Consider the following 24,232-nt stretch of genomic DNA (forward strand, 5'->3'; position numbering starts at 1 on the left):
TGTGATTGAACGGTCGAAGAACGTGTTCCTGCTAGGACTCGACGAGCGCAACCTCGCCCTGATGCACGAGCTCGAGCACCTGGCGCCGTACCGGTTCCACACGCTGCTCGACAAGGAGCAGCTGATGTTCGGCGACATCGGATTGGAGGAGCTGCTGGAGAAGGCGCAGCAGCGCCTCGACGACTTCCCGGACCCGATCGACGCGATCGTGGGCTACTGGGACTTCCCGGTGAGCTCGATGGTCCCGATCCTGGCCACCGACAACGGCCTGCCGGGGCCGAGCCTGGAATCGGTCGTCAAGTGCGAGCACAAGTACTGGAGCCGCCTGGTGCAGCGCGAGGTCACCGACGCGCACCCCGGCTTCGCCATCGTCGACCTCGTCGAGCCGGAGACGCCGCCGGGGCTCCAGTTCCCGATGTGGCTCAAGCCGGTCAAGTCCTTCTCCTCCGATCTGGCGTTCAAGGTCGACGACGAGGCGCAGCTGCGCTCGGCGGCGGTCGAGATCCGGGAAGGCATCGGCCGCATCGGCCGTGCCTTCGACTTCCTGCTCTCCAAGCTGGAACTACCACCGGCGATCGAGGAGGCCGGGGGCATGGCCTGCCTGGCCGAAGAAGCCGTGCGCGGCGAGCAGCTCACCGCCGAGGGCTACGTCCACGACGGCCGCGCGCACGTCCACGGCATCATCGACTCGCTGTGCTACCCGGACTCCTCCAGCTTCCTGCGCTACCAGTACCCCTCGCAGGCGCCGGAGGAGGTGCAGCACCGGATCACCGAGATCAGCCGGGACGTCATCGAGCACATCGGGCTGAACGACTCCACGTTCAACATCGAGTTCTTCTGGGACCCAGAAACCGACGTGGTGAACGTCCTGGAGGTCAACCCGCGCCTGTCCCAATCGCACGCACCGCTGTTCGAGCTCGTCGACGGCATGCCCAACCACCAGGCGATGGTGCAGCTGGCGGTCGGCGAGGAGCCGACCATGCCCAGCCGCGAAGGCCCGCACCGCATCGCCGCCAAGTGGTTCCATCGCGTCTTCGACGACGCCGTGGTCAACTCCACCCCGTCGGAGGACGACCTCGCGCGGCTGGCCGAGGAGCTCCCCGGAGCCACTGTGGACATCATCGCCGAGCAGGGATCGCGGCTCTCGGAACTGCCGGCGCAGGACAGCTACAGCTACGAGCTCTTCGCCGTCTACCTGGGAGCGGCCGACGAGGACGAGCTGCGGGCCAAGTTCGACCGCTGCGTGCAGCTCCTCCCCTTCGACCTCAGCTGAGGCGCGACCCTAGGGCTCCAGGAGGATCTTGATCGCCCCGTCGACCTTGCGCTGGAAGATGTCGTAGGCGTTCGGGGCCTCGTCCAGCGGCAGGTGGTGGGTGGTCAGGTCGCGCACGCCGAGCGGGTCGGACTCGTGGCCGACCAGCGGCAGCAGGTCCGGGATCCACCGCTTCACGTGGGCCTGCCCCATCGCGATCCGGACGCCCTTGTCGAACAGGGTGAGCATCGGCATCGGGTCGGCCATGCCGCCGTAGACGCCGCTGAGCGAGATCGTGCCCGCCCGGCGGACGCTGTCGATGCACTCGTACAGCGCGGAGAGCCGATCGATCCCGGCCTTGGACATCAGCGGCTCGGCGACGGCGTCGGGCAGCACCCCGGCGATCTTCTGCCCCAGCTCGGCGACGGGTGAGCCGTGCGCCTCCATGCCGACGGCGTCGATCACCGAGTCCGCCCCGCGACCGTCGGTCAGCTCGCGCACGGCATCGGCGACGTCGTCCCGCTGCGCGGCGTCGATGGTGCGAACTCCGTGCCGCTCGGCCATGTTCAGCCGTTCCGGCACCCGGTCGACGCCGATGGCGCGGAATCCGTGGTGCAGGGCGATCCGGGCCGCCATCTGCCCGATGGGGCCGAGCCCGAACACCGCCACCGTGCCGCCCTTGGGCACGTCGGCGTACTCGACGGCCTGCCACGCGGTGGGCAGCACGTCGGAGAGGTAGACGAACTGCTCGTCCGGTGGTCCTTCCGGCACCTTGATGGGACCGAACTGGGCTTGGGGAACCCGCAGGTACTCGGCCTGGGCGCCGGGAACGCTGCCGTAGAGCTTGGTGTAGCCGAACAGCGCGGCGCCGCTGCCGTGCTCGCGCACCTGCGTGGTCTCGCACTGGGCGAACAGGCGTCGCTCGCACATCCAGCAGTGGCCGCAGGCGATGTTGAACGGCACCACGACCCGGTCCCCCGGCGCGATGTCGGCCACCGCGGACCCGGTCTCCTCCACCACGCCCATGGGTTCGTGGCCGAGGATGTCACCGGGGTCGAGGAACGGGGCCAGCACCTCGTAGAGGTGCAGATCGGAGCCGCAGATCCCGCTGCTGGTGACGCGGATGATCGCGTCCGTGTCGGCCTCCAGCTTCGGATCGGGCACGTTCTCGACGCGCACGTCGCGCGGTCCTCGCCATGTCAACGCCTTCACCTGGCACCTCCTCGGTAGCTCACCACCACGTTCTTTCCGGTGGCGGCACCGGGCAAACCCCGCACCTCGGCGACGCGTTTGTGCCGCGGCCTGCGGGGAACCCGTGGTGGGGAGACCGTCCGGACCGATGGCAGGAGTCCTCATGGCAGCGTCCGCGAGTTCCCGACGAGTCGCGATCGTCGGCGCCACCGGCAACATCGGCACCAGCGTGGTCGACGCGCTGCGCGGCGACTCCCAGGTGGAGGCGATCACCGCGCTGTCCCGGCGACAGCCGCCCGAGCAGGGCCAGGGGGTCCGGTGGGAGCGCACCGACGTCCGGGAGGACGACCTGGTCGGCCGGTTCGCCTCGGTGGACACGGTGGTTCACCTGGGCTGGCTGTTCCAGCCGACCCACGACCCGGTGACGACCTGGCGCACCAACGTGCTCGGCAGCATCCGGGTGTTCGAAGCCGCTGCCGCCGCCGGGGTGCGCCACCTCGTCTACGCCTCGTCCGTGGCCGCCTACTCCCCCGGGCCCGCCGGGCGCTCGGTCAGCGAGACGTGGCCGACGCACGGGTGGCCGGCCGCGGCCTACAGCCGGGAGAAGGCCTACCTGGAGCGGTTCCTCGACGCCTTCGAACGGCAGCACCCGGACATCCGGGTGGTCCGGATGCGCACCGCGTTCTGCTTCAAGCCCGAATCCGCCGAGCAGCAGCGACGTCTGTTCATCGGACCGTTCCTGCCCAACAGCCTCGCCCGGCCCGAACTCCTCCCGGTGCTGCCGCTGCCGACCGGGCTGCGCTTCCAGGCGGTGCACAGCGACGACGTCGGCGAGGCCTACCGGCTCGCGATCCTCTCCGACAGCCGGGGCGCGTTCAACGTCGCGGCGGATCCGGTGGTGGACTTCAGCGCGCTGGCGGATCTGCTGCAGGCCCGCACCGCAGCGGTTCCGGCACCGCTGGTGCGCGCGGTTCTGGCGACGGCCTGGAACCTCCACCTCGTGCCCGCGTCACCGGACCTGTTCGACGCGTTCCTGCGGTTGCCGATGATGGACATCGGGCGTGCCCGCGAGGAGCTCGGCTGGAGACCGCGGCGCAGTTCCACCGATGCGGTCGCCGACTTCCTGCGCGGTTTGCGTTCCGCCACCGGCGATTCCAGCCCTCCGCTCCGTTCCCCTCTCCCGGGCGGCAGGCTCGAGGAACTCCGCACGGGCGTCGGCCAACGCCCTTGAGCGCTGGTCGGTCCCCCGCCGTGCGGGGAGTCGAACCGGGGAACCCGCGTGCGCATCGCGAAGCTTCAGGTGTGGATCGAACGTGATGTCGCCTCTGCTGGTGCGCCGTCGTGCGAGCGGCGAGGCGACGCTAGGTGAAGTTGCGAAAGTTCCTTCCTGCGACCAGTTTGCCCCGAGGTTCACCGAGTAGTCAAAAATGTCTACGTTAGCCCGGATCTTCTCGTTGCGGGAGAGCATGTCTCGGGTCCAGGAACGCCGAGCGCGTTCATGCAAGCAGGCCAACCCGCACCCGCTCCTCGCCCGGCCCCCGAAGGCGTGCACTGATCATCAACGCCGAACGTGAGCCGCTGGCCCTGTCCAGAGCACCGGACGATCACGGCGGTGCTCCGTGTCGCGGGATCGTCCAGACGCGTGGTGGTCACCCAGCGTCCCGGATTTCAGTGGAAATCCGAGTTCCGATTTCCACTGAAATCGGGAAACCCGGCTGGAGATGAGACGGGGGCTGTTCTCCGGGTCTCCCCCGCCGGGCGGTCCTAGCCGGTGCCGCGCCAGTGCAGGGCTTCGAGTGCCGCCGCCACCGCGAGGGCGTTCTCGGCGAGCGGGCGCGGCAGCAGCTCGTCGGCCCTGGCGAGCCGGCGCAGCACGGTGTTGCGGTGGGTGTAGAGGCGTTCGGCGGTGCGCGTGGTGCTGCCCAGCTCGCGCACGTAGGTCAGCACCGCTGTGCGCGTCTCGGCGTCGGCGTGCCGCAGATCGCCCAGGGTGTCGGTCAGGAACTCGTCGGTCTGGGTGGGCTCGCTGGTCAGCAACGACACCAGCTGCACGTCCTGGTAGCGGGCCACCTGCTGCGGTGAGGTGAGCCGGGCGACCATGCGCTGCGTGGTGGCGGCGTCGAGGTGGCTGCGGCGGAAGCCCTCGACGCCCGTGCCGGGACGACCCACCGCGACCCTCACGTCGGGGTGGTCGGCCAGGAGCGCTGCCAGTTCATCCACGGGTGGCGCGGTGGCCACGGGCAGCCAGACCCACAGGGCCGCGGCGCTGGCGATGACGGTGAGCCGGTGGTCGGCACCGGCCGCGCGGGTCACCGCCTCCGCGGCGGCCTCGATCTGCTCGGACCCTTCCGCGCCGCTCCAGAGGATGGCGGCGGTGTGCGGTCCGGAGAGCCGGTAGCCGAGCCTGCTCTCGGCCCGCGCCTGCCCGATCGGCGCGCCTTCCAGCAGCAGCGTCACCGCCGCGCGGCGCTCCGCGTGCGCGCCCCGGGTGAGCTCGTCGCGCTCGTGCTGCATGCGCTCGCTGACGGCGGCGACGGTGTCGTCGATGAAGGTGCCGATCGACACGGCGGAGACGTCGAGCAGCTCGCGCAGCTCGTCGGGGTCGTCGGTGAGGCCGAAGACGATCTCGATCCAGCGCCGCCACGCGACGTTCTGCGCGGTTCGGTAGGAGTCCAGCGCGGTCTCGTCCAAACCCCGTCGCACCAGGTCGCGGGACGCTTCGAGCAGTTCGGAGCTGGTGTTGGCCGGAACCCTGCGCCCGGGGTTCTGGACGTTGGCGGCCGCCCAGTGCAGCAGGTTCGCGAGGTTGGCGCGGCGGGTCGCGGCGGCCAGCGCGGGGTCCTCGGCGACCAGCCGGACCCGCGCACCGCCGAGGGCGGCGGCGTGCAGCTCCTCGACCCACTCGGCGTGCGGGTTCAGCGCGATCTCGGCACCCCGCCGGAACAGCTCCCGCACGCGCGGGGACACCCTCGGCCACCCGGACGCAGCATTCGGCACCATCTCCGCATGATCCTGGTGCATGTCGCTGTGGCGCAAGTCCGCGGGCGCCGGGCATGCTCCCGGGGAGAGCAGTCGGTCCGCGCGGGGAGCAAGCACGATGACCACCACCGAAACACCGGTCGAGCACCTGGACGTCCTGATCGTGGGGGCCGGGATCTCCGGCATCGGCGCAGGTCGCTACCTCAAGACCTCGCACCCGGCGAAGTCCTTCGCGATCCTGGAGGCGCGCGGCGCCTCCGGCGGGACGTGGGACCTGTTCCGCTACCCCGGCATCCGCTCGGACTCCGACCTGCACACCTTCGGCTACGAGTTCAAGCCGTGGCGGGACGAGGAGTCGATCGCCTCGGCACCGCGCATCCTCAACTACCTGCGCGAGACCATCACCGAGAACGACCTCGAAGCGCACATCCGCTTCCACCACAAGGTGGTGGGCGCCGAGTGGTCCTCGGCGCAGGCGCGCTGGCTCGTCGACGTGGAGAACCCCGAGACCGGCGCTCACCACCAGCTCAGCGCGCGCTGGGTGTTCAGCGCGGGCGGCTACTACCGCTACGACGAGGGGTTCACCCCGCACTTCGAGGGCCGGGAGCGCTTCTCCGGCCCGATCGTCCACCCGCAGCACTGGCCGGAGGACCTGGACTACTCCGGCAAGAAGGTGCTCGTGATCGGCAGCGGCGCGACGGCGGTCACGCTCGTCCCGGCGATGGCGGACACGGCCTCGCACGTGACGATGCTGCAGCGCACGCCGACCTACATCATGCCGGTGCCCAAGAAGGACGCCGTCGCCAACATCGCGGGGCGGTTCTTCGGTCCCGAACGCGGTTACGCGATCGCGCGGCGCAAGAACATCCTGCAGCAGCGCCTGATCTGGAGCTTCTGCCAGCGCTTCCCGAAGACCGCGCGCAAGCTGATTCGCTACGTCAACAGCAAGGCGCTGCCCGAGGGCTTCCCGGTCGACACCCACTTCAACCCGCCCTACGACCCGTGGGACCAGCGGCTGTGCGCGGTGCCCGACGGCGACCTGTTCAAGGTGATCCGGCGGGGTCAGGCCTCGGTGGTCACCGACCGGATCGAGACGTTCACCGAGCGGGGCGTGAAGCTGGTGTCCGGCGCGGAGCTGGAGGCGGACGTCATCATCACCGCCACCGGCCTGAACCTGCAGCCCTTCGGCGGAGTGCCGCTGGTGGTCGACGGCGAACCGGTGCACCTGCCGGACACGATCGCCTACAAGGGCATGATGCTCTCCGGCGTGCCGAACCTGGCGTTCGCGATCGGCTACACGAACTCGTCGTGGACGCTGAAGATCGGGTTGCTGTGCGAGCACTTCTGCCGCCTGCTGACCCACATGGACGCCTACGGGCTCGACATCTGCCGGCCGGTTCCCAGCGACCCGGCGATGCCCAAGCGGCCGTTCCTGGACTTCGGCGCCGGCTACATCCAGCGCTCGGTCGACCAGCTGCCCAAGCAGGGCGACCGAATGCCGTGGCTGACCTCGCTGAGCTACCACTCCGACGTCAAGCTGCTGCGCTCGGACAGCGTCACCGACCCCGAGCTGCGGTTCTCCCGCGCCGAGGCCCGCGCGGAGGTGACCCGGTGAGCGAGGACCTCTTCGTCGACCTGCCCGCGGGACCCCGGATCTGCTACCGCGTCGACGGCCCGGCCGACGGGACCTCGCTGGTGCTCATCGCCGGGCTGGGCCGACCTCGTGGCCGCAGCGGCCGGTCGACGGGTTCACCGAGCGCGGTTTCCGCGTGGTGCGCCTGGACAACCGCGACGCCGGCCGCTCGTCGCGGATCGGCACGCCACCGCCGGGCAGGCTGCGCCAGCTGTTCGCCCGGCCCAGGCCGGACGCCTACGACCTCGGTGACATGGCCGCCGACACCGTCGGTCTGCTCGACCACTTGGGGCTCAAGCGCGTGCAGCTGCTGGGGATGTCGATGGGCGGGATGATCGCCCAGACCGTCGCCGCCCGGCACCCCGACCGGGTCGAGTCGCTGACTTCGATCTTCTCCACCACGGGTGCGCGCTCGGTCGGCCAGCCGGCGCGGTCGACGCTGGTGCGCATGGCCAAGGGCCCGACGCACACCGTCGAGGAGTCGGTGGAGCGGCACCTGTGGATGTTGCGGCACATCGGTTCCGCGTCGTTCCCGCCGGACGACGACCTCGAACGCGCGTGGGCCGCCGGGCTGTGGGAACGCGGTGGCGGCGCCCGGGCCAAGGAGGGCAGGCCGCGCCAGATCAGCGCGATCCACGCCAGCGGCGACCGCACGGCGGAGCTGCGCCGGATCACCGCGCCGACGCTGGTGATCCACGGCGACACCGACCGCATGGTGCACGTCAGCGGCGGTCGCGCTACGGCCGCGGCCATCCCCGGCGCCCGCTACGTCGAGATCGACGGCATGGGCCACCACATCGCGCCCGGCCTGATCGACCGGCTGGTGGCGATGACCACCGAGCACATCACCACCGCAGCAGAGGAGTCGGCCCGATGAGCGAGGTTCGCGGCAAGGTCGCCGTGGTCACCGGTGCGGGGTCGGGCATCGGGCGAGAGGTCGCGTTCGAGCTGGCCCGCCGCGGCAGTCCTACGCGGCGTCGGTGGCCGCGGACTTCGGCGTCGTGCACCAGGTCTACAACAACCCCGGGATCGCCGCCGGCGGCTCGGTGGCCGACAACGACTGGGAGACCTACGAGCGCGTGCTCGGGGTCAACCTGTTCGGCGTGATCCACGGCAGCAAGGCCTTCCTGCCCCACCTCATCGCCTCCGGCGACGGTCACGTGGTCAACGTGTCCAGCCTCAACGGCATCATGGGCCAACCGCGCAGCACCGCCTACTGCGCCAGCAAGTTCGGGGTGCGCGGGTTCACCGAGAGCCTGCGCGCCGAGATGCGCCTGGACGGCCACCCGGTGCAGGTCACCGTGGTGCATCCCGGAGGGGTGCGCACCAACATCGCCTCCGCCGGTCTGGAGGACGCGCGCAAGCGCGGTGAGGTGACCCCCGAGGACGAGGCGCGCGTGCGCACCTACAACGAGAAGCTGCTGAAGATGCCGCCGCAGCAGGCGGCCCGCATCATCGTCGACGGCGTCGAGGCGGACAAGCAGCGGGTCCTGGTCGGCAACGACGCGAAACTGGTGGACCTGCTGGTCAGACTGCTGCCGCGACGCTACCCGGCGCTGGTGGCGCAGTACGAGCGCCGGCGGTTCTCCCGGGGTTGAGCGCGCGGCGGATCTCGGCGTGGTCGAGGTCGGCCCAGCCGAGCCGTTCGAGGGTCCTCCCGCTGCGGCGGAAGGACTTTCCGGACAGCGTGGACATCACGTTGATGATGGAACCGACCATCGGCGTGGCCACTCCCGCCTTGTCGGCGAGGGCTTCCAGCGGCACCAGGGTCGAGGCGATGTCCTCGTGCAGGAACCGGTGGTCCAGAGACCCGGGCGCGAGGATGGTCTTGTAGGGCGCTGCGCTGCGCATCGCGTCCAGCAGGCTCGTGGTGGTGCAGCCGTAGTAGCGGTCGAGGACTTCGGGCATGGGCATCAGGGCGGCGCCGTAGGCGGTGGCGACCTCGCGGAACTCCCGCTCGACCTCGCGCAGCAGCGCCACGGTCCGGTCGGAGACGCCGTCGAGGTAGAACAGCAGTTCCTCGCCGCGGTCGATGGTGCCGAGGTTGGCCAGCGCGATCGGCGCGTGGGCGACCGCGCCGAAGTCGGTAAGTCCTCTGTGGACGAGGTTGGTGGCGGTCTCCAGCCAGGGGAACCACTCCCGGACGACCGGCGCGCTGCGCTCGACCGCACCGGGCGTGGCGCCGGAGACGAGGTTCCACCGCTTCGTGCCGAGGACCCGCACTCCGTCGTCGCCGTCGGGACGGGCGGCGAACAGGGCGTCGGTCTCCACCACGTCCACCTCCGGAGCTCCGGCACCGCTCAGCGCAGCGGCGAATTCCGCGCTGCCGCAGAGCTTCCCGGAGAACAGCACGATCACGTGGTCCGCGGTGAGGTGCGGCGCCAGCGACGCGGCGATCTCCGGGTAGGCGGTGGTGATCGCGGCGATCACCACCGCTCGGCAGCGCTGCGCCAGCTCCGCCGGGTCGGCGGTGACCTGCGCGACCGGGAAGGTGCCCGCCAGCTCACCGGTCGCCCGAATCTCACCTCCGTCCCGGATGCCCGTCACCCGCTGCGGGTTTCGGGTGCACAGCCGCACCCGGTGCCCCGTCGAGGACAGGTGGGCGACCACGGCCAGCCCTTCGCCACCGGCCCCGATCACACCGATCTCGTCCACCGCACCACTGCTCCTCGCGATCGATCCCACGTCCCAGTGGTCGGAGAGATCACCACTGCAGTTCCCACCGCACCTATGACCTGTCGCACATCACAAGGTGCGCTGCAAGAACTCCCGGGTGCGGGCATGGGCCGGGTTGCTCAGAACCTCCACCGGCGGACCGGATTCGACGATCTCGCCACCGTCGAGGAACACCACCGAGTCGGCGGCCTCGCGAGCGAAGCCGATCTCGTGGGTGACCACGACCATCGTCTGCCCGGCCCGCACCAGGTCGTGCATCACCGCCAGGACCTCGCCCACCAGTTCCGGGTCCAACGCGCTGGTCGGCTCGTCGAACAGCAGCAGCTCGGGTTCCATCGCCAGCGCCCGCGCGATGGCGACCCGCTGCTGCTGGCCACCCGAGAGCTGTCGCGGGTAGGCGCCCTCGCGGCCGTCGAGACCGACGCGCCGCAGCGTGTCACGCGCTCGCCGCGCCGCCTCGACCTTCGACAGCCCGAGCACGCCCACCGGTGCCTCGATCAGGTTCTCCAGGACGGTGAGGTGGCCGAAGAGGTTGAAGTTCTGGAACACCATGCCGATCCGGGCGCGTTGCCGGGCGACCGCCCGATCCGGCAGTTCGCGCAGCCGGCCACCCGACTCCCGGTACCCCACCAGCTCGCCGTCGATCTCGATCCGCCCGGAATCGACCTTCTCCAGGTGGTTGACGCAGCGCAGCAGGGTGCTCTTGCCCGAACCGGACGGACCGATCACGCACGACACCTCACCGTGCCGAACGGTCAGGTCCACCCCGCGCAGCACCTCGGCCTGCCCGAAGCTCTTGCGCAGATCACGGATTTCGAGCATCGTTCTTCCCCTTCTCCAGAACTCGCCGCAGCCGCTGAAGCGGGGTCGGCGGCAACTCGCGCTGCGCACCGCGGGCGTAGTGGCGTTCGACGTAAAACTGCGCGGTGGTCAGCAGCGAGGTGATCACGAGGTACCAGACGGTGGCGACCAGCAGCAGCGGGATCACCAGGTAGTTCCGGTTGTAGATCAGCTGCACCGAGTAGAGCAGATCGTGCACCGCGATCACGCTCACGATCGAGGTGCCCTTGAGGGTGCCGATCAGCATGTTCCCCGCGGGCGGGATGATCGAGCGCATCGCCTGCGGCAGCACGATCCGGCGCAGGACGCGCAGCCGGGTCATGCCCAGCGACTGCGCCGCCTCGCTCTGGCCGGCGTCGACGGACAGGATCCCGGCCCGCACGACCTCACCCGCGTAGGCGGCCTCGTGCAGCACCAGCCCGATGACCGCGGTGGTGGTGCCGCCGATCAGGTCGACGGTGTTCACCGAGTACCACGGGCCGATGCTCAGCGACGGGTAGAGAGCACCGATGTTGAACCAGAACAGCAGCTGCACCAGAAGCGGGATCGACCGGAAGATCCAGGTGTAGAGCCAGCTGAGCGCGTTGAGCACGGGATTGCCGGACAGCCGCATCACCGCCAGGACGGTTCCCAGCGCAAATCCCAGGACCATCGTGACGACGGTGAGCCACAGCGTCAGCCACAGCCCGTGGAGCACGGCGGGCAGCGTGAAGTACGCGGCCACGATCGGCCACTGGAAGTTCGGGTTGGTGGCCACCGACCGGACCACCAGCGCCAGCATCACGACGGCGACGGCCGCCGCGCACCACCGTCCGACGTGCCGCGCGGGCACGACCTGAGTCGGCGCAGCGACTCCACCGCGCCCGACCTCGACAACTGAAGAGCGGGTCATGAGGGGACTTTCCTCCTCCGGAGGGAAGCCTCGCCCGACCGCCACCGACGTCAACGGTATCCCGCAGCGACGGCGAGTCAACCGCGTCCCACGGACTGATCGGCGTTGACATCCGCGGTGGCCGGGAACGATTCTCGTCCGGTGTCCCCTCGATCCCGCTTGGTGAAGCGCCACCACATCGACCTGGCCCTGGTGTGGTCGGCGTCGTGTCGCGGTTGATCTCGTCCTCCCTCGCCGGCCGCTGAGCCGGATCTCTCTCCCACTTCCCTCGCCCAGGGCACCGCCACCACCTCGTTCTCGTTGCCCCAGAAGGGAATTCATGATCATGCTCGCGCGCCTGAGAACCGCCGCGACACTGCTCCTCGCGAGTGCTCTGCTGGCCGGGTGCTCGTCCGGACTCGCAACCGACCCCGCTCCGGGTCTCGACGTGAACACCGATGTGGTGTCGGCGATCCCGAAGGACGAGGCGATCGCCGCGCTGCTGCCTCCCGGTGCCCGGCAGGCCGGTTCGCTGACGGTCGGCAGTTCGGTCGGTTCTCCCCCTTCGGCGTTTTACTTGGCCGACAACCGCACCGTCGTCGGCCAGGACGTCGAGATCACCGATGCGGTCGGTCGCGTGCTCGGCATCCGCATCGACCGCCGGGATGCGGCGTTCGAGGCGATCCTGCCCGCGCTGGGCAGCGGCAAGTTCCAGCTCGGAACCGGCAACTTCGGCGTGACCGAGGAGCGCAAGAAGACCATCGACTTCGTGACCTACATCGACGACGGCCAGGGTTTCGCGGTTCGGCAGGACAGCGACCTGGGCGCGGTCACCGACGTGACGCAGCTGTGCGGCCGGAACATCGGAACCGGGGCCGGTACGACGTTCGAGGCCACCCTCAACGCCGCCCGCGATCGCTGCGCCCAGACCGGCCGGCCTCCCTACGAGGTGCAGGTCTTCGCCGAGCAGAGTGCCATGTACTCGGCGTTGCAGCAGGGCAAGGTGGACGTGCTGATGAGCACCATCAACGGCCTCCGCTACGCCACCAGCCAGCAGCCGGGCCTGCGCTTCCTCAACGAGTTCCGCAGGCTCGACGTCGGTTTCGCCCTCCCCAAGGGCTCCCCGTTGGCGCCCGCGCTGCAGGCAGCGGTCAACAAGCTCATCGCCGACGGCACCTACCAGCGAATCCTCCACAAGTGGGGCACGACCGCTTCGGCGATCCCCTCCGCCCAGATCAACCCCACCGAGACCCGCTGACGCAGGGATCCGCGTTTCGCGCGAAATTCGAAGGCCCGTCGGAACCTTCGAATTTCGCGCGAAAGCGCGGGGTGATGCGGAAGGCTCCGCGGTGCGACTCCGCTGGGAGGCGGGGGCCGCAGTCGGTGAAGAGCTTCTCGCGGAAAGGGCCCGGGGCGTACTCGGACTGCGCCAGACCGCGGCGGCGGAGTTCGGGCAGCAAGCCCTCGATCACCTCGTCGTAGCTGCCCGGGATGACGTGGTTGATGACGTTGATGCCGTCGATTGCCGCGTCCTGCCACCGTTCCAGCTCGTCGAACCGGTGCTGCTGGGCGTCCGGTCGCCGCCACTGCCCATCCAGGATGGCGAGGTCGTGGCCATCACGAAAGCGCTCAGCCGGAGTCGTCCCCTGGCGCTCAAGTGCTCGTTCCCATCAGTGCGCGGGTTTCCAACCGAGCCGCGGGCCGAGCCCGGTGGCGATGTCGGTGAGGATCTGGACGTAGTCGTCGTGGTCGAAGGTGAACGGCAGCGCGAACGCCACCTCCTCGACCTCGCGGAAACCGGCGTGGGCGTGGAGCTGCTCGGCGATCTGCTCGGAGGTGCCCAGCAGGTCGCGCGCGAACAAGAGCCGTCCGGGTCCTTGTGGCTCGGCGCTGCGCGGCGTTCGGCGCGCCACGTAGTCGGCGTACTTGGCCCGCTGCCGGGGCGTGGCCGAATCCGTGGGGATGACCACGAGGCCTTGGGAGACGCGCGCCCGCTCACCGTCCGGGTGGTGGGCGCGGAAGGTGCGGATCAGCGACCGCTGGATCTCGGCGAAGTCCTCGGGCTCCTCCGCCTTGACGACGCTGCTGGTCAGCAGGTTCATGCCGTGCTCGCCCGCCCACCGGGCCGAGCCGAGGCTGCCCCCGCCGTACCAGAGCCGCGAGGCGAGACCGGGCGAGTGCGGCTGCACCCGGTCGGAGAACTCCTCGAAGCCCTCCGTCCCGCTCCACCCGGTCACCGGTTCCCCGCGCACGTGCGCGAGCAGCCGCGCCACGCGCTGGTGGCTGAAGTCCTCGTGCTCGGCGCTGTCCGGGTACAACGCCCCCTTGACCTCGTCGTACGCGCGCGGCGGACCGACGCTGATACCCGGGTTGAGGCGACCGCCGGAGAGCACGTCGACGGTGGCGAGGTCTTCGGCCAGCCGCAACGGGTTCTCCCAGCCCAGCGGGGTGACCGCGGTTCCCAGCTGGATGCGCCGCGTGCGCTGCGATGCCGCGGCCAGCACGGCGACGGGCGAGGAGATCCCGAACTGCAGGTGCCGGTGCCGCACCCAGGCGCTGTCGAAGCCGAGCCGCTCGCCCAGTTCGATGATCCGCAGCGTGGTCTCGTGCCCGGCACCGGGATCGACCTCGTCGAACAGACCGATGGTCAGGAATCCGAGGTGGCGCAGGGGCTGGGATTCGGTCGGCACGGCTCCTCCAGGTCAGTTCACGGTTCCCGGCGTCCACCGGTAGATCGGATCGGTGCCGTTGATCGCCCAGTCACCGATGCCGCGTGTCTTGTACAGCACCGGGTTGTGCACGGCGAGGGTGCGAGCATTGCGCCAGTGCCGGTCGAGCGCGAGTTCGCGGCCCACGATGGACGCGCCTCCGACGTCGAACGTCCTGGTGATGGCTGCGAGCACCTGCTCGACGATCACCACGTGCGCCTTCGAGACCGCGATCTCGGCCCGGTCCAGTTCCTCGTCGGTGACGTCTCCGGCCCGCAGCGCCGACAGCGCCCGCTTCAGCGGGGTCACGGCGGCGTGCAAGGTGGCTTCCGCGGCGAAGTTCGTCGCGTGCAGCCCACCCACGAGCTGCTGCACCAGCGGATCGTCCTTGGGCAGTTCCGCGCTGGCGTGGCTGTAGGAGCGGCGGCGCCTGCGCACGAAGTGCGTGGCGTCGGCGGCCGCGTTGCGGGCGATGCCGACGAGACAGCTCAGCAGCACCAGCTGCGCCACCGCCGGACGCAGCGTGCGTCCCGATTCCCCCACCGCTACGTCCGCCGGATCGACTGCGACATCGGTGAACTCGATGGTGCCGCTGCTGGTGGTCAGCTGCCCGAACCCGTCCCAGTCGTCGCGCTGCGCCACCCCGGGCGCGTCGGCGCGGACGAGCACGCGCACGGATTCGCCGCTGTGGCGCTCGGCGGAGACCTGAATCCAGTCGGCGTAGAGGCTGCCGGTCGTGTAGAACTTGGTGCCGTTGAGCAGCAGTCGGCCGTCGCGTTCGGTGATGCGCGTGCTGACCCGCCCGACGGCGGCCGACCCGGTCTCGCTGATCGCGTTGCCCACCAGCGCACCGCTCTCCAGCAGCGCGAGCCAGCGTTCCCGCTGCGGCGAATCCTGCTGGTGCAGCACTGTTTCGTTGAACATGATGTGCGCGCGCAGCAGCTGCGGGAAGTTCGGGTCGGCCTCGCCGAGCTCCACCAGCAGCCGGAACAACTCGTCCAACGTCAGCCCGGCGCCGCCGCGTTCGACCGGTAGCCGCACCGTGGTGATGCCGGCCTCGCGCAACCACCGCACCTCCTCGAAGGGCAGCCTGCGCCGGCGGTCGCGGTCGGCGGCGGTGTCGGCGATGCGCGCGAGCAGCGGGCGAAGGCGGGCCATGATCGCGTCGTGGGACTGCGCGGTGGAAGCGGTCACAGGATGCTCCTGAGCAGGTGCCCGGTTCTTCGCGAACCGGCGAGGTGAGAGTTCCCGGAAGAACGGGGAAGAGACGAGCGCTCAGACCGAACAGGAAGCCGACGTCACGCGGCGCAGGTCGACGTGCAGCCGCACGAACAGCTTCGGTTCATCCACGCGGTTGACGGTGCCAGCCGCTGATCGGAGGTGTCAACGACACTCACCTGGTGGGAAACCGCCGGTGTCCGCGGGGAGTTCTCACTCGCTGGACGACCTTGGCCGGTTCACCCTCGGCCGCTCATACTCTCGGCCATGGTCCAGCTGGTCGCCCGTCGGCACATCGATCTCGCACGCGTGACCGCTGCCTCCTGTCGTCCCTGATCCGCACACCTCGGCGGATTTCGCCTCCGCAGCAACGGAACTCGTACTCAGGGACGGCACACCATGAACAGCGCTCTGCGCGATCCGGCCACCAAGGCCGGTATCGGCGGCTTCGTTGGCACCACCATCGAGTGGTACGACTTCTACCTCTACGGCACGGCGACGGCACTGGTCTTCGACCGGATGTTCTTCCCCGACATCAGCCCCACGGCCGGCACGCTGGCGGCGTTCGCGACGTTCGCCGCCGGTTTCGGCGCCCGGCCCATCGGAGCTCTGGTGGCCGGGCACCTCGGCGACCGGGTGGGTCGCAAGCCGATTCTGGTCAGCTCGCTGCTGCTGATGGGCATCGCCACGCTCGCGATCGGTCTGCTGCCCACCTACGTCCAGGTGGGCCTGGCCGCCCCGGCGCTGCTGGTGACCGTGCGGTTGCTGCAGGGCCTCGCGGCCGGCGCCGAGTGGGGCGGTGCCGCGCTGCTGGCGGTGGAGCACGCCACACCCGGCAAGCGAGGTTTCTACGGCAGCCTGGTGCAGGTCGGCTCGCCGGCCGGAATGCTGCTGGCCTCGGGTGGTTTCGCGACGGTGCGCTGGCTGATCGGCAACGACTCCTTCGACGCCTGGGGCTGGCGGCTGCCGTTCCTGGCCAGCATCGTGCTCATCGCGGTCGGCCTGGTCATCCGCATGAAGCTCGACGACGGCCTGGTGTTCACCGAAGTTCGGGAGCGCGACGAGCTCGCCCGCTGGCCGCTGCTGGAGGTCGCTCGCACCCAGCAGAAGAACCTGTGGCTGACCGCGGGCATGCGGCTGTCGCAGAACGGCGGCTACACGATCTACACGACCTTCGGCCTGACCTACATCGCCCAGCACTTCGGCACGCACAACGACGTGGGCCTCACCGCGATCCTGGTCTCCTCGGCGCTAGGCCTGATCAGCACACCCGCGTGGGCGGTGCTCTCGGACCGAGTCGGTCGCAGGCCGCTGTACCTGTTCGGCGCGATCGGCGGCGGGTTGTTCCTGCCCGCTTACTTCCTCGCGGTCGGCTCCGGGTCTCCGGTGCTGGTGGTGCTGGCGGTCGTGGTGGGCATCAACGTGTTCCAGGACGCCATGTACGGGCCGCAGGCCGCGTGGTTCAGCGAGCTGTTCGGCACCCGCGTGCGCTACAGCGGCGCCTCCATCGGCTACCAGTTCGGTTCGGTGGTCAGCGGTGGTCTGGCTCCGCTCATCGCCGCGAGCCTGCTCATCGCCGGTGGCGGTCAGCCGTGGCTGATCGTGGCGTTCTACGCGGTGCTGTCGGCGATCACCGCCGTCTCGGCGTACCTGGCGGCGGAGACGCACCGGCTGCCGACGTTGTCCGGCCGTCCCATCGCCGTCACCGCCTGATCTGGAGCCGACATGAGACAGCTGCACCTCGGCGTGAACATGTACAACGCCGGAATCCACGCGGCGGCGTGGCGGACCCACGACGACCCGTTCGCCTACCTCGACATCGACTACTACCGCGACCTCGCCCGCACCGCCGAGCGCGGCGCCCTGGACGCGGTGTTCCTCGCCGACATCCCCGGATTGCGGGAGGATCCCCGGGTCCGGCCGACGCTCGGGCTGGAGCCGACCGTGCTGCTGACCGGCATCGCCTCGGCGACCACCCACATCGGCCTGGCGGCCACCGCTTCGACCACCTTCAACGACCCGTACAACCTGGCGCGCAGGTTCTCCTCGCTGGACCACATCAGCCGGGGCCGGGCGGCGTGGAACGCCGTGACCACCTACGATCCCGTGGTGGCCCCGAACTTCGGGCTTCCTGAGCTGCCCGACCACGACGACCGCTACGGCCGCGCCGAGGAGTTCGTCGACGTCGTCAACGCGTTGTGGGATTCCTGGGAGGATTCCGCGCTGGTCGGCGATCGACGTGGGGATCTCGCCGACGCCGACCGGATTCACACCATCGACCACCGGGGCCCGCACTTCTCGGTGCGCGGCCCGCTGCCGCTGCCCCGATCGCCCCAGGGCCGGCCGGTGGTGGTGCAGGCCGGCGGCTCGGAACCGGGCAAGCGATTGGCGGCCCGCACCGCCGACGCGGTGTTCGCCGCCCAGACCACCTTCGCCGACGGCAAGAGGTTCTACGACGAGATGAAGCGCCGGGCCCGCGAGTTCGGCCGAGACCCGTCGACGCTCAAGATCCTGCCGGGGCTGTGCACCGTCATCGCCTCCACCGAGGCCGAGGCGCGGTCCCGCAAGGCGGAACTGGACGAGCTGGGCGGCCAGGAGTGGGCCATCGCGAGACTCGCCGCCAACCTCGGCGTGGCCCCGGAGGAACTCGACCTGGACGCACCGGTGCCGGAACACCTGCTGGCCAACCTCGACGAGAAGCGCGGTTCCCGCGGATTCGCGCGCGCGGTGGCCGGTTACGCCCGTGAAGGCGGTCTCACGGCCCGGGAGCTCGCCCTGCTGGGCGGCGGCGGTCACCGCTACGCCATCGGCACGCCCGAGGACATCGCCGACACCATCGAGCACTGGTTCCGCAACGGAGCGGCAGACGGTTTCAACCTCATGCCGGACGTCCTCCCCTCAGGTCTCGAAACCTTCGTGGACCACGTTGTCCCCGAACTCCGGAGACGAGGAATCTTCCGCCACGACTACAGCGGAAGGACCCTCCGCGAGCACTTCGGCCTCCCACGGCCTCCCAGCCGCCACGAACCCGCCGTCCGAGCTGTCTGACCCGCCGGGGCAATGTCGGCCGTGGGCGGTTCTGGTCCGAACCGTCCACGATCGAAGTCCTCCTTGCCCGGACGGTTCAGCCAGAGCTGCCCGTTGCCGCGGCACTCCACGCCCGGACGCGGGAGGCCGAGCGCGGGTGAAGCGGGGGTGCGGACCAGTGGCCCGCACCCCCGCTTCGCGGTCCGGTCACGTGTACCAGGTGGGTTCGGGAACCTCCCCCAGGAGCGCGTACCGGCCGACCTCGACCCGCTTGTAGGCCACCGGGTCGTGCAGGCTGTGCGTGCGCAGGTTGCGCCAGTAGATGTCCAGGCCCACCGAGTTCGACGACGCGCGAGCGCCGGTCAGCTCGAACACGCGGGTGGCGATCTCCAGGCCCACGTCGATGACACGCTGCTTGGCCGCGGCGATCCGCACCGCGACGTCACCGCGCTGCTGCTCGGTGAGCGCCTCCCGCTCGGCGTGCAGCACCGCCGAGATCTCCTCGCCCGCCTTGTCCACCAGCGCCTCGACCGCCCACAGCTTGGCCTGCAGGTCGCCGTAACCGTCCAGGACGTAGAACTCCTCGCCGGCGGACTCCTTGTTGTCACCGCCGTAGGGCCAGGCGCGGGTGTTGCCCGCGGTGTAGGACAGCCCCGCCTCCAGCGCGGCTTGGGCGATGCCGAGGTAGAAGTTCGCGAACACCAGCTGGATGGTGGGCACGTTGAGGGTGTTGTAGGTCAGCGCCTGGAACTGCTTGTCCACGAACCCGGCCGCCGACGCCCACGGCACGCGGACCCCGTCGATGCGCACGCTGCCGGACTCGGTGAGCCGCTGACCGAGGTTGTCCCAGTCGTCGCCGTAGACGATGGCCTCCTGCTGGGAGGGCACGATCGCGAAGACGTGCGTGTCGGTTCCCTCCAGCACGCCTTCCAGCACGGTCAGGTCGGAGACCTTGCTGCCGGTGGAGAACGACTTGCGCCCCCGGTACACCAGGGTGTCGCCCTCGTCGGTGATGACGAGGTCGTCGTCGCGCGGGTTGACCGCGCCGCCGAAGAAGAACTCGTTGCTGGTGTAGAGCTGCTCGACCTCGGCGATCTGCTCGGGTGTGGCCACCAGACGCGCGGCCCAGGCCCACAGGTAGTGGTAGCCGAGGAGCTGGCCGATGGAGCCGTCGCCCTTGGCGACCTCGCGGATCACCCGGTACGCGGTCTGCCAGGTCTCGCCCGCGCCGCCGTGCTCGCGCGGCCCGAGCAGCGTGACCAGCCCGGATTCCTTGAGCAGCCGCACCTCCTCGTGCGGTGTCTCGTTGGCCCGGTCGCGGCTCAGCGCGGTCTCGGCGAGAACCCCGGCGACCTCGCGGGCGCGGTCCAGCCAGCCCTGCGCGGTGTCGGGCCTGGTGGTGAAGCGGCGTTGTTCGGTGGTGGTCATGACTCTCCTTCTCTCGGTGTTCCCGGGATTTCAGCGAGCGTTTCCCACACCGATCGGGTCACCGGTGCGGTCCAGGTCCGCTTCGAGTTCGCGGACGATCGGCAGGATCTTCTTGCCGAAGTGCTCGACGTCTTCGAGGTAGTGCAGGAATCCGAGCAGCAGGAGGTTCGCGCCGCGCTTCTTGTACTCGACGATGCGGTGCGCTATCTGCTCGGGAGTGCCGATCAGCCCGGTGCGGAACCCGTCGTTGTACTGCACGAGATCGGCGAATTCGGAGTCGGCCCACATGCCCTTGCCGTCCGATGTGGAGTTCCCGGCCTGCTGCACGGACTTGCGGAACCCTTCGACGGCACCGGCGTCGGCCTTGTCGACGATCTCGCGCAGCACGTCGCGGGCCTCGGCCTCGCTGTCGCGGGCGATGACGAAGCCGTTGAGCCCGAAGCGCACGGCGTGGTCGTTGTCGGCCGCGAAGCCCCGGACGTCGGCGACCTGCTCGGAGAAGCCGTCGAAGTCCTTGCCGTTGCTGAAGTACCAGTCCGACACGCGTCCGGCGAGCTTGCGCGCGGCGGTGGAGTTGCCGCCCTGGAAGATCTCCGGGTGCGCCCGGCCGGGCACGTCGAAGGGTTGCGGGCGGAGGCTGAAGTCGTGGATGCGGTAGAAGTCGCCCGAGAACTCGAAGTTCGGCTGCGTCCACAGCCCGCGCAGCACGCGGATGAACTCCTCGGTCCGGCGGTAGCGCTCGTCGTGTTCGAGCCAGGGCTCGCCGAGTCCGGTGAACTCGTCCTTGAACCAGCCGCTGACGATGTTCACCGCGAACCGGCCCTCGGAGATGATGTCGGCGGTGATGCCGAACTTCGCCAGGATCGCCGGGTGCCACAGGCCGGGGTGGGCGGCGACGATGAGCTTGAGCCGTTCGGTGGCGGTGAGCAGGCCGAGGCTGAACGCGGCCGGGTCGTGCTGCTGCGCGGCTCCGTAGCTCGATGCGTAGCGCACCTGGCTCAGGGCGTACTCGAACCCGCTGTTCTCGGCGAGCACGGCGAGCTTCTTGTTGTAGTCGTAGGTGAATTCGGTGCGCTGCTCGATGGTGCTGGTGACCAGGCCGCCGCTGACGTTGGGGACCCAGTAGGCGAACTTCAGCGGTGCGTTCTCGGACATGCGAAGAGCTCCAATGCGGACGTGGATCGGGCATGCGGGATCGACGCGCGTGGATCACGCGCGTTCGGCGGGAAGTCCCGCTCTGAGGCGGGTTTTCAGGAAGGGTGCGTCAGCTGGGCGACGGTGCGCCGGCGCGGGCGAGGTCGCCTTCGGTCAGGTTCCGCGCGTCGAACGCGGTGAGCCCGTGGTCGGCGGCGAAGGCGCGCAGCTCCTCGCCCGTGGCCATGCGGGTCTCGTCGGCGGGGCTGACCAGGTGGGCGAACACCGCGGCCGGCGCGTGCCCGGCCAGGGTGACCAGGCGCAGCGCGGCTCGCGCGAGCCCGGGCTTCGGGGAGTCGGGGTCGACCGCGACGGGGACCAGGTGTCCGGGCCGGGTGAGGTCGGCCGCCACCGCCGCCGGGTCGGCGAGCACGCGCGCGGCCCGGGCGCGGTCGGCGGCGGAGATGCCGGTGCTCACCCCGACGGCGGCGTCCACCGTCACGCACACCGTGACGCCGGATTCGCGACGTGTCCGGGGCGACATGGGCGGCAGAGCCAGTTCATCGCACCGGCTTTCGGGGAGCGCGACGCACAGGAAGCCCGACGAGTGCCGGACGGCGAAGGCGGTGTTGGCGACGCCGGCGCGTCCGGCGGCGAAGACGACTCCCCCTTCGCCACCCGCGTCGTGCACGACGACGGCTTCTCCTGCGGCGACCGCCGTCAGGGCCACGTCCTGCTCTTCGATCAGCATGGGGTCCTCGTCTCAGATCTGGCCGTGGCGGGGCGGGAGGGTGCCGTTGAGGGTGTACCGGCCGATGTGCTGGATCTTCCAGCGCACCGGGTCGTGCAGGGTGTGGGTGCGGGCGTTGCGCCAGTGCCGGTGCAGGTTGGTGGAATCGAGGCTGGACCGCGCTCCGGAGACCTCGAACAGGGCGTTGGTCAGCTCGATCGCGGTGGCGTCGGCGAACGCCTTGGCGGCGGCCACGGCGATGGAGGCGGCTCCGGCGGAGTCCTCGGTCAGGTCGGCTCGCGCGTCGTCGATGGCGGTACCGGCGGAGGCCAGCAGCGCTTCGGCGGCGCGCAGCCGGATGCCCAGTTCGCCGAAGCGCTGGATGGTCAGCGGGTCCTCGGCCGCGGTGTCCACTCCCGCTTCACCCCACGGGCGGCTGCGGGTGCGCACGAACTCCGCGGCGTCGGCCAGGGCTCCCCCGGCGATGCCGACGTCGATCGCCGCGTGCAGCGCCTGGGCCAGGGCGCCGTGCAGCTGCGGGCGCTGGAAGGTCAAGTGGTGCGGCACGATCCGCTCAGCCGGCACCCGGACGTCGTCGAGCTCGACGGTGCCGCTGGCGGTGGTGCGCTGACCCATGCCGGCCCAGTCGTCGATCACGGTGACGCCGTCGGCGTCGCGCGGCACGTAGGCGACCTGGAGGCGGTCGGCGTCGTCCTTGGCCAGCACCGGGATCCAGTGCGCCAGCAGGGCCCCGGTGGAGTAGCCCTTCTTCCCGTTGAGCGCGAAACCGCCTTGTCCGGTGGGCCGCAGCCGAGTCTCGATGTCCTGCACGGTGCGGCTGCCGGTCTCGGACTGCGCGTTGCCGAAGCGCTTGCCCGCCAGCACTTCCGCGAAGAAGAAGCTCTTCTGCTCCGGTGTCGCGCTCTCGCGCAGCACGTTGACGTAGGCGAAGTGGCTCTGCGGGATCTGCGCGATGCTGGGGTCCGCGGCGGCGAGCAGCCGGAACACCTCCAGCAGCGTGCGGGTTCCGACGTCGGCGCCGCCGTGGTCGGCGGGCACGGTGGCGGCCAGCAGGCCGCTGGCGGAGAGCTCGTCGAGCTCGGCGCGCGGGATGCGGCGCTCCCGGTCCCGGTCAGCGGCCTCGACCGCGAACGAGTCGGCCAACCGGCGTGCCTGCACGAGCGCGTCGGCGTCGTCGCGCAGCACGGCGGCCACCGGGAGGGGAGCGGTGGACGTGAATGCCATGGGAGAGCTCCTCGAAGGCAGCGAAAAACGGCGCGCGGCAGCCTTGATCAGACGCGGCTGCGCCGAATGAGAAGAGGGAGAAGAGCGCTGCGGATCAGCGGACGCGACACGCCTGCGCGGCCACGCGAACGAGGTCGACGTGGCGGCGCTTGGTCAGCAGATCCGCGGGGAGCACGCACTCATGCCACCAGGACCCCGTCGGGGTGTCAACAGCAGGATCGGCCGTCTCATCCAGCGGACGCACGCGGTCCGCAAGGCCCGCGTGGGCTCGTTCTCCACCGCCGACCTCGACGCGGGGTTGCGCGAGCGCGGGGTGAACACCCCGTCGCCGGCGGGATCTCGACCAGCTGCGTGGTGCTGTCGACCGGGACCACCGGGTCCGGGTGCCGGACCTGTGCGCCGACCCGGACCCGGTGATCCGCGACTTCTCGACCGGTCGGATCCGCACCGCGCACGGCCGGACGATCACGACCGGGGACTCGACCGATGAGTCAGACCTGCCCGACTCCCCCATCGGCGGCGAGCACCGAGCCGTTGACGTAGCTGGCGGCGTCCGAAGCCAGGAAGACCGCGGCCGCCGCGATCTCCTCGGGCTTGCCGTGGCGGCCCAGCGGGATCGTTCGCTGGGCCTGCTCCCGGGTTTCGGCGTCGACGAGGTCGAGCAGGCCCGGTGTGGGGACCATGCCGGGCGAGACCACGTTGACCCGGAACTCGCGCGCACCGGAGCTGTGCGCCCAGCCGCGCGCCAGGTGGTGCACCGCGGCCTTGGTCGCCGCGTAGATCTCCAGGCCGGGCTGCGGGTGCGTCGCGGCGGTCGATCCGGTGAGGATGATCGACGCGCCCGGCCTCAGCAGCGGCAGCGCCTTCTGGACGGTGAAGACCGTTCCCTTGACGTTGACGCCGAACAGGGCGTCGAACTGGTCCTCGGTGACCTCGCCGAAGGGCGCGTCGATGCCGATGCCGGCGTTGGCGACCACCACGTCGACGTGCCCCGCCCGCTCTCGGACCGCCTCGTAGAGGGCGTCGAGATCCGCGAGCTTCGAGGAGTCGCAGACCACGGCGGTGACGTCCTCGCCGAGCTCGGCGATCGCCTCGTCGAGCGCCTCCTTCCGGCGGCCGGTGATGAACACCGTCGCGCCCGCGTCGCGGAACGCTCGCGCGATCGCGAGCCCGATTCCGCTGCTACCACCGGTGACCACGGCGACCTTGTCCTGCAGGACGGCCATGCCGCCCACCTCCCTGAGTTATGGACCGTTCCGTCCACAACCCTGCCCGTTCTGGACCGACCAGTCAAGAAGCC

At 70.3% G+C, this 24,232-nt stretch carries 21 protein-coding genes; 8 read left to right on the forward strand and 13 right to left on the reverse strand.

Annotated features, from left to right (window positions below; translation table 11 throughout):
• Nucleotide 1: 1 nt before the first annotated feature.
• On the forward strand, nucleotides 2-1,273 hold the full coding sequence (locus E1181_RS07325; protein WP_235876579.1) for an ATP-grasp domain-containing protein: 1,272 nt from the start codon (nucleotides 2-4) through the stop codon (nucleotides 1,271-1,273).
• Between the two features lie 9 nt (nucleotides 1,274-1,282).
• On the opposite strand, the gene E1181_RS07330 is transcribed toward E1181_RS07325, so the two are convergent.
• Nucleotides 1,283-2,464: a zinc-dependent alcohol dehydrogenase gene (locus E1181_RS07330; protein ID WP_132673185.1), complete on the reverse strand. Its 1,182-nt coding sequence runs from the start codon at nucleotides 2,462-2,464 to the stop codon at nucleotides 1,283-1,285.
• Between the two features lie 142 nt (nucleotides 2,465-2,606).
• On the opposite strand from E1181_RS07330, the gene E1181_RS07335 reads away from it, so the two are divergent.
• Nucleotides 2,607-3,674: an NAD-dependent epimerase/dehydratase family protein gene (locus E1181_RS07335; RefSeq protein WP_132673186.1), complete on the forward strand. Its 1,068-nt coding sequence runs from the start codon at nucleotides 2,607-2,609 to the stop codon at nucleotides 3,672-3,674.
• A gap of 533 nt (nucleotides 3,675-4,207) precedes the next feature.
• Here E1181_RS07335 and E1181_RS07340 read toward each other — a convergent pair.
• Entirely contained in the window at nucleotides 4,208-5,398 is a 1,191-nt protein-coding gene (locus tag E1181_RS07340) for a PucR family transcriptional regulator (RefSeq protein ID WP_235876581.1), read from the reverse strand.
• Between the two features lie 142 nt (nucleotides 5,399-5,540).
• Between E1181_RS07340 and E1181_RS07345 the strand changes: the two genes are divergently transcribed.
• From E1181_RS07345 to E1181_RS07355, 3 genes are all read left to right on the forward strand, one after another.
• Nucleotides 5,541-7,037: a flavin-containing monooxygenase gene (locus E1181_RS07345; protein ID WP_132673188.1), complete on the forward strand. Its 1,497-nt coding sequence runs from the start codon at nucleotides 5,541-5,543 to the stop codon at nucleotides 7,035-7,037.
• Between the two features lie 40 nt (nucleotides 7,038-7,077).
• Nucleotides 7,078-7,932, forward strand: a complete 855-nt coding sequence (locus tag E1181_RS07350; protein WP_235876587.1) for an alpha/beta fold hydrolase — start codon at nucleotides 7,078-7,080, stop codon at nucleotides 7,930-7,932.
• Nucleotides 7,933-8,035: 103 nt separating this feature from the next.
• Nucleotides 8,036-8,653 (forward strand): SDR family NAD(P)-dependent oxidoreductase, encoded by a 618-nt coding sequence (locus E1181_RS07355; RefSeq protein WP_328590858.1) that lies wholly within the window; start codon nucleotides 8,036-8,038, stop codon nucleotides 8,651-8,653.
• On the opposite strand, the gene E1181_RS07360 is transcribed toward E1181_RS07355, so the two are convergent.
• From E1181_RS07360 to E1181_RS07370, 3 genes are all read right to left on the reverse strand, one after another.
• Entirely contained in the window at nucleotides 8,583-9,710 is a 1,128-nt protein-coding gene (locus E1181_RS07360; protein WP_132673189.1) for an NAD/NADP-dependent octopine/nopaline dehydrogenase family protein, read from the reverse strand. The genes E1181_RS07355 and E1181_RS07360 overlap by 71 nt on opposite strands.
• A 90-nt stretch (nucleotides 9,711-9,800) precedes the next feature.
• Complete coding sequence (locus E1181_RS07365; RefSeq protein ID WP_132673190.1) at nucleotides 9,801-10,553, reverse strand: amino acid ABC transporter ATP-binding protein; 753 nt, start codon at nucleotides 10,551-10,553, stop codon at nucleotides 9,801-9,803.
• Nucleotides 10,537-11,463: an amino acid ABC transporter permease gene (locus E1181_RS07370; protein ID WP_132673191.1), complete on the reverse strand. Its 927-nt coding sequence runs from the start codon at nucleotides 11,461-11,463 to the stop codon at nucleotides 10,537-10,539. Before E1181_RS07370 ends, E1181_RS07365 begins: the two co-directional genes overlap by 17 nt.
• A gap of 319 nt (nucleotides 11,464-11,782) precedes the next feature.
• Between E1181_RS07370 and E1181_RS07375 the strand changes: the two genes are divergently transcribed.
• Nucleotides 11,783-12,700 carry an ABC transporter substrate-binding protein gene (locus E1181_RS07375; RefSeq protein WP_132673192.1) on the forward strand — a complete coding sequence of 306 codons (918 nt, stop codon included), beginning with the start codon at nucleotides 11,783-11,785 and terminating at the stop codon, nucleotides 12,698-12,700.
• A gap of 412 nt (nucleotides 12,701-13,112) precedes the next feature.
• On the opposite strand, the gene E1181_RS07380 is transcribed toward E1181_RS07375, so the two are convergent.
• The 3 genes from E1181_RS07380 to E1181_RS32845 form a co-directional block, all read right to left on the reverse strand.
• Nucleotides 13,113-14,132, reverse strand: a complete 1,020-nt coding sequence (locus tag E1181_RS07380; protein ID WP_132673193.1) for an LLM class flavin-dependent oxidoreductase — start codon at nucleotides 14,130-14,132, stop codon at nucleotides 13,113-13,115.
• Between the two features lie 12 nt (nucleotides 14,133-14,144).
• A complete protein-coding gene (locus E1181_RS07385) occupies nucleotides 14,145-15,344 on the reverse strand; it encodes an acyl-CoA dehydrogenase family protein (protein ID WP_207922040.1) in 1,200 nt (399 codons plus the stop codon).
• Between the two features lie 81 nt (nucleotides 15,345-15,425).
• Nucleotides 15,426-15,500, reverse strand: a complete 75-nt coding sequence (locus tag E1181_RS32845) for a putative leader peptide (RefSeq protein ID WP_408009390.1) — start codon at nucleotides 15,498-15,500, stop codon at nucleotides 15,426-15,428.
• Nucleotides 15,501-15,767: 267 nt separating this feature from the next.
• On the opposite strand from E1181_RS32845, the gene E1181_RS07390 reads away from it, so the two are divergent.
• The gene (locus tag E1181_RS07390; RefSeq protein WP_132673194.1) at nucleotides 15,768-17,081 is read left to right on the forward strand and encodes an MFS transporter; all 1,314 of its coding nucleotides are present in this window, start codon (nucleotides 15,768-15,770) and stop codon (nucleotides 17,079-17,081) included.
• 12 nt (nucleotides 17,082-17,093) lie between these two features.
• Nucleotides 17,094-18,416 carry an LLM class flavin-dependent oxidoreductase gene (locus tag E1181_RS07395; protein WP_132673195.1) on the forward strand — a complete coding sequence of 441 codons (1,323 nt, stop codon included), beginning with the start codon at nucleotides 17,094-17,096 and terminating at the stop codon, nucleotides 18,414-18,416.
• A gap of 186 nt (nucleotides 18,417-18,602) precedes the next feature.
• Here E1181_RS07395 and E1181_RS07400 read toward each other — a convergent pair whose 3' ends face one another.
• The 5 genes from E1181_RS07400 to E1181_RS07420 form a co-directional block, all read right to left on the reverse strand.
• The gene (locus E1181_RS07400; protein ID WP_132673196.1) at nucleotides 18,603-19,823 is read right to left on the reverse strand and encodes an acyl-CoA dehydrogenase family protein; all 1,221 of its coding nucleotides are present in this window, start codon (nucleotides 19,821-19,823) and stop codon (nucleotides 18,603-18,605) included.
• A 30-nt stretch (nucleotides 19,824-19,853) separates the two neighbouring features.
• On the reverse strand, nucleotides 19,854-20,978 hold the full coding sequence (gene sfnG / locus E1181_RS07405) for a dimethylsulfone monooxygenase SfnG (RefSeq protein WP_132673197.1): 1,125 nt from the start codon (nucleotides 20,976-20,978) through the stop codon (nucleotides 19,854-19,856).
• Nucleotides 20,979-21,087: 109 nt separating this feature from the next.
• Complete coding sequence (locus E1181_RS07410) at nucleotides 21,088-21,708, reverse strand: 3,4-dihydroxy-2-butanone-4-phosphate synthase (protein WP_132673198.1); 621 nt, start codon at nucleotides 21,706-21,708, stop codon at nucleotides 21,088-21,090.
• Between the two features lie 12 nt (nucleotides 21,709-21,720).
• Complete coding sequence (locus E1181_RS07415; RefSeq protein ID WP_132673199.1) at nucleotides 21,721-22,932, reverse strand: SfnB family sulfur acquisition oxidoreductase; 1,212 nt, start codon at nucleotides 22,930-22,932, stop codon at nucleotides 21,721-21,723.
• A gap of 491 nt (nucleotides 22,933-23,423) precedes the next feature.
• Nucleotides 23,424-24,158 (reverse strand): SDR family NAD(P)-dependent oxidoreductase, encoded by a 735-nt coding sequence (locus tag E1181_RS07420; protein WP_132673200.1) that lies wholly within the window; start codon nucleotides 24,156-24,158, stop codon nucleotides 23,424-23,426.
• Nucleotides 24,159-24,232 lie beyond the last annotated feature (74 nt).

Origin of the sequence: Saccharopolyspora terrae, assembly GCF_004348435.1 — a bacterium.
Lineage (GTDB): Bacteria > Actinomycetota > Actinomycetes > Mycobacteriales > Pseudonocardiaceae > Saccharopolyspora > Saccharopolyspora endophytica.

What these genes read in the sequence shown, in the direction of transcription:
- E1181_RS07335 (WP_132673186.1), top strand. Translation starts at nt 2,607, where the DNA reads ATGGCAGCGTCCGCGAGTTCCCGACGAGTCGCGATCGTCGGCGCCACC.
- E1181_RS07345 (WP_132673188.1), top strand. Translation starts at nt 5,541, where the DNA reads ATGACCACCACCGAAACACCGGTCGAGCACCTGGACGTCCTGATCGTG.
- E1181_RS07365 (WP_132673190.1), bottom strand. Translation starts at nt 10,553, where the DNA reads ATGCTCGAAATCCGTGATCTGCGCAAGAGCTTCGGGCAGGCCGAGGTG.
- E1181_RS07370 (WP_132673191.1), bottom strand. Translation starts at nt 11,463, where the DNA reads ATGACCCGCTCTTCAGTTGTCGAGGTCGGGCGCGGTGGAGTCGCTGCG.
- E1181_RS07375 (WP_132673192.1), top strand. Translation starts at nt 11,783, where the DNA reads ATGATCATGCTCGCGCGCCTGAGAACCGCCGCGACACTGCTCCTCGCG.
- E1181_RS07390 (WP_132673194.1), top strand. Translation starts at nt 15,768, where the DNA reads ATGAACAGCGCTCTGCGCGATCCGGCCACCAAGGCCGGTATCGGCGGC.
- E1181_RS07395 (WP_132673195.1), top strand. Translation starts at nt 17,094, where the DNA reads ATGAGACAGCTGCACCTCGGCGTGAACATGTACAACGCCGGAATCCAC.
- E1181_RS07400 (WP_132673196.1), bottom strand. Translation starts at nt 19,823, where the DNA reads ATGACCACCACCGAACAACGCCGCTTCACCACCAGGCCCGACACCGCG.
- sfnG (WP_132673197.1), bottom strand. Translation starts at nt 20,978, where the DNA reads ATGTCCGAGAACGCACCGCTGAAGTTCGCCTACTGGGTCCCCAACGTC.
- E1181_RS07410 (WP_132673198.1), bottom strand. Translation starts at nt 21,708, where the DNA reads ATGCTGATCGAAGAGCAGGACGTGGCCCTGACGGCGGTCGCCGCAGGA.
- E1181_RS07415 (WP_132673199.1), bottom strand. Translation starts at nt 22,932, where the DNA reads ATGGCATTCACGTCCACCGCTCCCCTCCCGGTGGCCGCCGTGCTGCGC.
- E1181_RS07420 (WP_132673200.1), bottom strand. Translation starts at nt 24,158, where the DNA reads ATGGCCGTCCTGCAGGACAAGGTCGCCGTGGTCACCGGTGGTAGCAGC.